This window comes from Pseudomonas sp. 05T35, assembly GCF_056396605.1.
In genome coordinates this window covers 1-5,693 of the sequence record NZ_JBFTLU010000382.1, presented here as the reverse complement: position 1 = coordinate 5,693, position 5,693 = coordinate 1, and the positions used below count along the sequence as shown (strand labels likewise).

Here is a 5,693-nt window from a genome sequence, read left to right as displayed (position 1 = left end):
GTTGCTGTCAAGCGGTTATTTTCAGAAGTTTTCAAAGTTTCCTTTGCAACTTCAACCACTTGCGCTTCCGATCTCTCGTTAGCGGGAGGCGAATTCTACAGCGTTACTCGCTGCTGTCAACACCTCTTTTTCTCCGCTTTCGACCGAGAGGATCGAACCGTTAAAAGAGCCAAACAACACCGCTCTTTCAACTCCTTCGGACTTCGATGAACTGAAGCGTAACCGCTGTCGAAAACCTCGTAACTCTTTGTTTACCAAGGAGTTTTCCGTTTCGACTGCGCCGGAAGTGGGGCGAATTATAGACAGATATAATTCGCCGTCAACCCCTAATTTCAGCCTTACTCGGATTTAAGCGTAATACGCGCAAATGCCTTCTTTCCGGCCTGGCAAACATGGGTCGCGCCCAGTGCATATATAAAGGTGCGATCAACCACTTCGCCATCTATACGCACACCGCCGGAACCGAGCAGATCACGCGCGACTGCCGAGTTCTTCACCAACCCTGCTTTATTAAGCACAGCCGCAATCGGCATATCCTCAGTCGCAGTCAGCTCGATCTCTGGCAAGTCATCCGGCAACTCACCCTCCTTCATACGGTTACCCGCGCCACGGTGAGCGTTCGCCGCCGCCTCTTCACCATGGAAGCGTGCAACAATCTCTTCGGCCAGCTTGATCTTGATATCCCGCGGATTGGCGCCAGCTTCAACATCTGCACGCAACGCATCGATCTCATCCATGGAGCGGAAGCTGAGCAATTCGAAGTAGCGCCACATCAGCACATCCGGAATCGAAACCAGCTTGCCATACATGACACCCGGAGCTTCCTGGATACCGACGTAGTTGCCCAACGACTTGGACATCTTCTTCACACCATCCAACCCTTCGAGCAACGGCATAGTCAGAATGCATTGAGCCTCCTGACCATAACTGCGCTGTAGCTCACGCCCCATCAGCAGGTTGAACTTCTGATCGGTGCCACCCAACTCGACATCCGCGCGCAACGCAACCGAGTCGTACCCTTGAACCAGCGGATACAGGAACTCGTGGATAGCAATTGGCTGATTGGTCGAATAGCGCTTGTCGAAGTCATCGCGCTCAAGCATGCGTGCCACAGTGTATTGCGAGGTCAGACGAATGAAATCCGCAGGCCCCATCCTATAAGGAAGATCACCTGGTGACCCAGATCCTGGAACTGGCGCAACTTATTAATAAGCACCGTGTGCCCCAGGTGCAAATCCGGCGCAGTCGGATCGAAGCCAGCCTTAATACGCAGCGGCTGGCCGCGCTTGAGCTTCTCGATCAGCTCGGACTCGACCAACAGTTCTTCCGCACCACGTTTGATCAGCGCTAGCTGCTCTTCAACCGACTTCATAACAGACCCGCAAGGCTCAGATTCAAAGGGAACCAACCATACAAGATCGCGCACCAAATACAAGTTTTGCCCGGCGCACGGACGCCAATCCGCGAACAGAGCATTCGCGACTTGCTTAAGAGATGATTTGGTTATATTTTATACAGTTATTTCATCTTCATCATGTCATTCATCTTTTCCAATTCATCTTTTCCAAAGTCAAATTACCTATGACCACAGAACCGTCTAAAGCGCCGCCGCTTTATCCGAAGACTCATCTGCTCGCGGCGAGTGGCATTGCCGCCCTCCTCAGCCTGGCGCTCCTGGTATTCCCTTCCAGTGACGTTGAAGCCAAAAAGACAACCCTGAGCCTTGAACTGGAACGTCCTGCAGAACAACTGACACAAGATCAAGACGCTGCTGAAGCCGTTCAAGCCACAAACGAGCCGGTCGAATCTCCATTCGCCCAGATCGAAGACAGCACCGACGATACCAAGGAAACAGCTAAAGCGGCACCGGTCCCGGCACCGGTGGTTGAAGAGAAGAAAACGCCAGGTCACCGGGAAGTGATCGTTGCCAAAGGCGACACCCTCTCCACATTGTTCGAGAAAGTCGGGCTTCCAGCCGCTTTGGTGCACGACGTATTGGCCAGCGACAAGCAAGCCAAGCAGTTCACCCAGCTTAAACACGGCCAGAAACTCGAGTTCGAACTGGGCCGCGACGGCCAGTTGACCAATCTGCACAGCAAGATCAACGACGTTGAAAGCATCAGCCTGAGCAAAAACGCCAAGAGTTATACCTTTAACCGCATCACCGCCAAGCCAACCGTGCGTTCCGCCTATGTTCATGGCGTGATCAACAGCTCGCTCTCGCAATCCGCAGCGCGTGCCGGCCTGTCCCACAGCCTCACCATGGACATGGCCAGCGTGTTTGGCTACGACGTCGACTTCGCCCAGGATATTCGCCAGGGTGACGAGTTCGACGTGATCTACGAACAGAAAGTCGTCAACGGTAAAGCGGTCGGCAACGGCCCCATTCTTTCTGCCCGTTTCACCAACCGCGGCAAGACTTACACCGCCGTGCGCTACACAAACAAGCAAGGTAACAGCAGCTATTACACGGCCGAAGGCAACAGCATGCGCAAGGCGTTCATTCGTACGCCGGTGGACTTCGCCCGTATTAGCTCGCGTTTCTCCATGGGTCGCAAGCATCCAATTCTGAACAAAATTCGCGCTCACAAAGGCGTCGACTACGCAGCGCCTCGCGGCACGCCGATCAAGGCTGCCGGTGACGGCAAAGTACTGCTGGCCGGTCGCCGCGGTGGTTACGGCAATACCGTTATCATTCAGCACGGCAACACCTACCGCACGCTGTACGGACACATGCAAGGCTTCGCCAAAGGCATCAAGACTGGCGGCAACGTCAAGCAAGGCCAGGTGATTGGCTATATCGGCACTACCGGACTCTCGACCGGCCCGCACCTGCACTACGAGTTCCAGGTCAACGGCGTTCACGTCGATCCGCTGGGCCAGAAATTGCCAATGGCCGATCCGATCGCCAAGTCCGAGCGCGCACGCTTCCTGCAACAAAGCCAGCCGCTGATGGCGCGCATGGCGCAAGAAAAAGCCACCCTGCTTGCTTCGAGCAAACGCTAAGCCATGGCGCTCTATATAGGTGTGATGTCCGGTACCAGCCTTGATGGCCTGGACATTGCGCTGATCGAGCAAGCACCGGCGATCAAACTGATCGCCACGCACTACATTCCCATGCCCGAATCCCTGCGCGCCGAGCTGCTTGGCTTGTGCGCCAGCGGGTCTGACGAGATAGCCCGCAGCGCCATTGCTCAGCAAAACTGGGTAAAACTGGCCGCCCAGGGCATCAATACCTTGCTTTCAGATCAACACCTGAAACCTGACGACATCCGAGCGATTGGCAGCCACGGCCAAACCATTCGCCACGAGCCTGCACGCGGTTTTACCGTGCAGATCGGCAACCCTGCCCTGCTGGCCGAATTGACCGCAATCACCGTCGTCAGTGACTTTCGTAGCCGCGATGTGGCAGCTGGCGGACAAGGTGCGCCGCTGGTTCCAGCTTTCCATGAAGCCTTGTTTGAACAGCGCAGCGGCAACCGTGCAGTCTTGAATGTTGGCGGCTTCAGCAATCTCAGCCTGATCGAGACCGGAAAACCCGTCTCGGGCTTTGACTGCGGCCCGGGCAATGTCCTGCTGGACGCCTGGATTCACCAGCAGCGCGGTGAGACCTTCGACCGTGACGGCCAGTGGGCAGMAAGCGGCACCGTGGAGCCTGTACTGCTGAAAGCCCTGTTGAACGATCCATTCTTCCTGACCAAGGGCCCCAAAAGCACCGGCCGCGAAGTGTTCAACCTGCAATGGCTGACACAACACCTGGCGCGCCTGCCCACATTTGCTGCGCAAGACGTGCAAGCCACGTTGCTTGAGCTGACGGCGCTGACCATCGTCGAATCGCTACAAGCCGCACAAGCCGATACGCAAGAACTTCTGGTCTGTGGTGGCGGCGCCCATAACGCGACGCTGATGGCACGGCTTGCCAGCCTGCTGCCAGACGCCAAGGTCAGCAGCACTGCAGCCTATGGCGTAGACCCGGACTGGGTCGAAGCCATGGCCTTCGCCTGGTTGGCTCACTGCTGCCTCGAAAGCATCCCGGCCAATCGCCCAAGCGTCACTGGCGCTCGCGGATTACGCGTCCTCGGCGCCATCTACCCCGTCTGAATGCCAGACAGCAAAACGCCGCAAAACCGTGAGGCCATGCGGCGTTTTGTGATGCGGTGAGGTGCCATCAGATCGAAAACGAAGAGCCGCAACCACAGGTTGTGGTGGCATTCGGGTTCTTGATCACGAAACGCGAACCTTCCAGACCTTCCTGATAATCCACCTCGGCACCCGCCAGGTACTGGAAGCTCATCGGATCGACGACCAGACTCACACCCTCGCGCTCGACGATGGTGTCGTCATCGGCTACTTCTTCATCGAACGTGAAGCCGTACTGAAACCCTGAACAACCGCCGCCCGTAACGAATACGCGCAGCTTCAAGCGATCATTACCCTCTTCATCGACCAGGCTCTTCACCTTGTGCGCGGCACCGTGGGTGAATTGCAAAGCCGTGGGGGTGAAGGATTCGACGCTCATGCTGACTATCTCCCGGTGTTACACCGCCATAATGCGTGATGACGCGCATTATCCGCTTCTCCCAGAAAATCGGTCAACTATTGTTACGGTATATCAATCAACACAATGGTTAGCCCGGAATACAAAAAGGCCCGTTAAACGGGCCTTTTTGCTGAGCAGGATAAAGCCTTAAGGCAGCATGCCTGCATGGGACAGACCCAAGCGCTCGTCCAGACCGAACAGGATGTTCAGGTTCTGCACCGCCTGACCCGACGCGCCTTTGACCAAATTGTCGATCACCGACAGCACCACCACCAGATCGCCGTCCTGTGGACGATGAACTGCAATACGGCAAACGTTGGCACCCCGCACGCTACGGGTTTCCGGATGACTGCCAGCCGGCATGACATCGACGAACGGTTCGTTGGCGTAGCGCTTCTCAAACAACGCCTGYAAGTCTATGGAGCGGTCGACCACGGTTGCATAGAGCGTGGAGTGAATACCACGAATCATCGGCGTCAGGTGCGGCACAAAAGTCAGGCCGACGTCCTTGCCCGCTGCGCGACGCAGCCCCTGGCGAATCTCCGGCAAGTGACGATGCCCTTTAACGGCGTAGGCTTTCATGCTCTCGGAGGTTTCGGAATACAGCGAACCGACGCTTGCACCACGACCTGCACCGCTGACACCCGACTTGCAGTCAGCGATCAGACGCGAAGTATCGGCAAGACCTGCTTCGAGCAACGGCAGGAAGCCCAGTTGCGTAGCGGTTGGGTAGCAACCCGGCACCGCGATCAGGCGTGCTTGCCTGATCTGCTCACGATTGACTTCCGGCAAACCGTAGACCGCTTCTTCCAGCAACTCTGGCGCACCGTGTGGCTGACCATACCACTTGGCCCATTCGTCCGCGTCCTGCAGACGGAAGTCTGCCGACAGGTCGATGACCTTGGTCCCGGCTGCCAGTAATTCACCGGCCAGCGCATGCGCTACACCGTGCGGAGTGGCGAAGAACACCACATCGCAGGCACCGAGTGTTTTGATGTCCGGAACGCTGAACGCCAGGCCGTCGTAGTGGCCTCGCAGGTTCGGGTACATGTCGGCAACGGCCAGGCCTGCCTCGGATCGGGAAGTGATCACTACCACTTCAGCTTGCGGATGTTGCGCCAACAGACGCAGCAATTCGACACCGGTGTAACCC

4 protein-coding genes and 1 pseudogene are annotated in these 5,693 nt (G+C 56.7%); 2 read left to right on the top strand and 3 right to left on the bottom strand.

Features of this window, described 5'->3' with window-relative positions; all coding sequences use genetic code 11:
* Positions 1 to 338: 338 nt before the first annotated feature.
* Positions 339 to 1,372 (bottom strand): annotated as a pseudogene (gene tyrS, locus AC1DH9_RS23275) (tyrosine--tRNA ligase).
* Positions 1,373 to 1,581: 209 nt separating this feature from the next.
* On the opposite strand from tyrS, the gene AC1DH9_RS23270 reads away from it, so the two are divergent.
* A complete protein-coding gene (locus AC1DH9_RS23270) occupies positions 1,582 to 3,006 on the top strand; it encodes a peptidoglycan DD-metalloendopeptidase family protein (RefSeq protein ID WP_427544797.1) in 1,425 nt (474 codons plus the stop codon).
* 3 nt (positions 3,007 to 3,009) lie between these two features.
* Complete coding sequence (locus AC1DH9_RS23265) at positions 3,010 to 4,101, top strand: anhydro-N-acetylmuramic acid kinase (RefSeq protein WP_477808854.1); 1,092 nt, start codon at positions 3,010 to 3,012, stop codon at positions 4,099 to 4,101.
* A gap of 67 nt (positions 4,102 to 4,168) precedes the next feature.
* Here AC1DH9_RS23265 and erpA read toward each other — a convergent pair whose 3' ends face one another.
* Both erpA and argC read right to left on the bottom strand, forming a co-directional pair.
* Entirely contained in the window at positions 4,169 to 4,519 is a 351-nt protein-coding gene (gene erpA / locus AC1DH9_RS23260) for an iron-sulfur cluster insertion protein ErpA (protein ID WP_007906865.1), read from the bottom strand.
* A 168-nt stretch (positions 4,520 to 4,687) separates the two neighbouring features.
* The coding region (argC, locus tag AC1DH9_RS23255) for an N-acetyl-gamma-glutamyl-phosphate reductase (RefSeq protein ID WP_477808853.1) at positions 4,688 to 5,693 on the bottom strand (1,006 nt) is incomplete at its 5' end.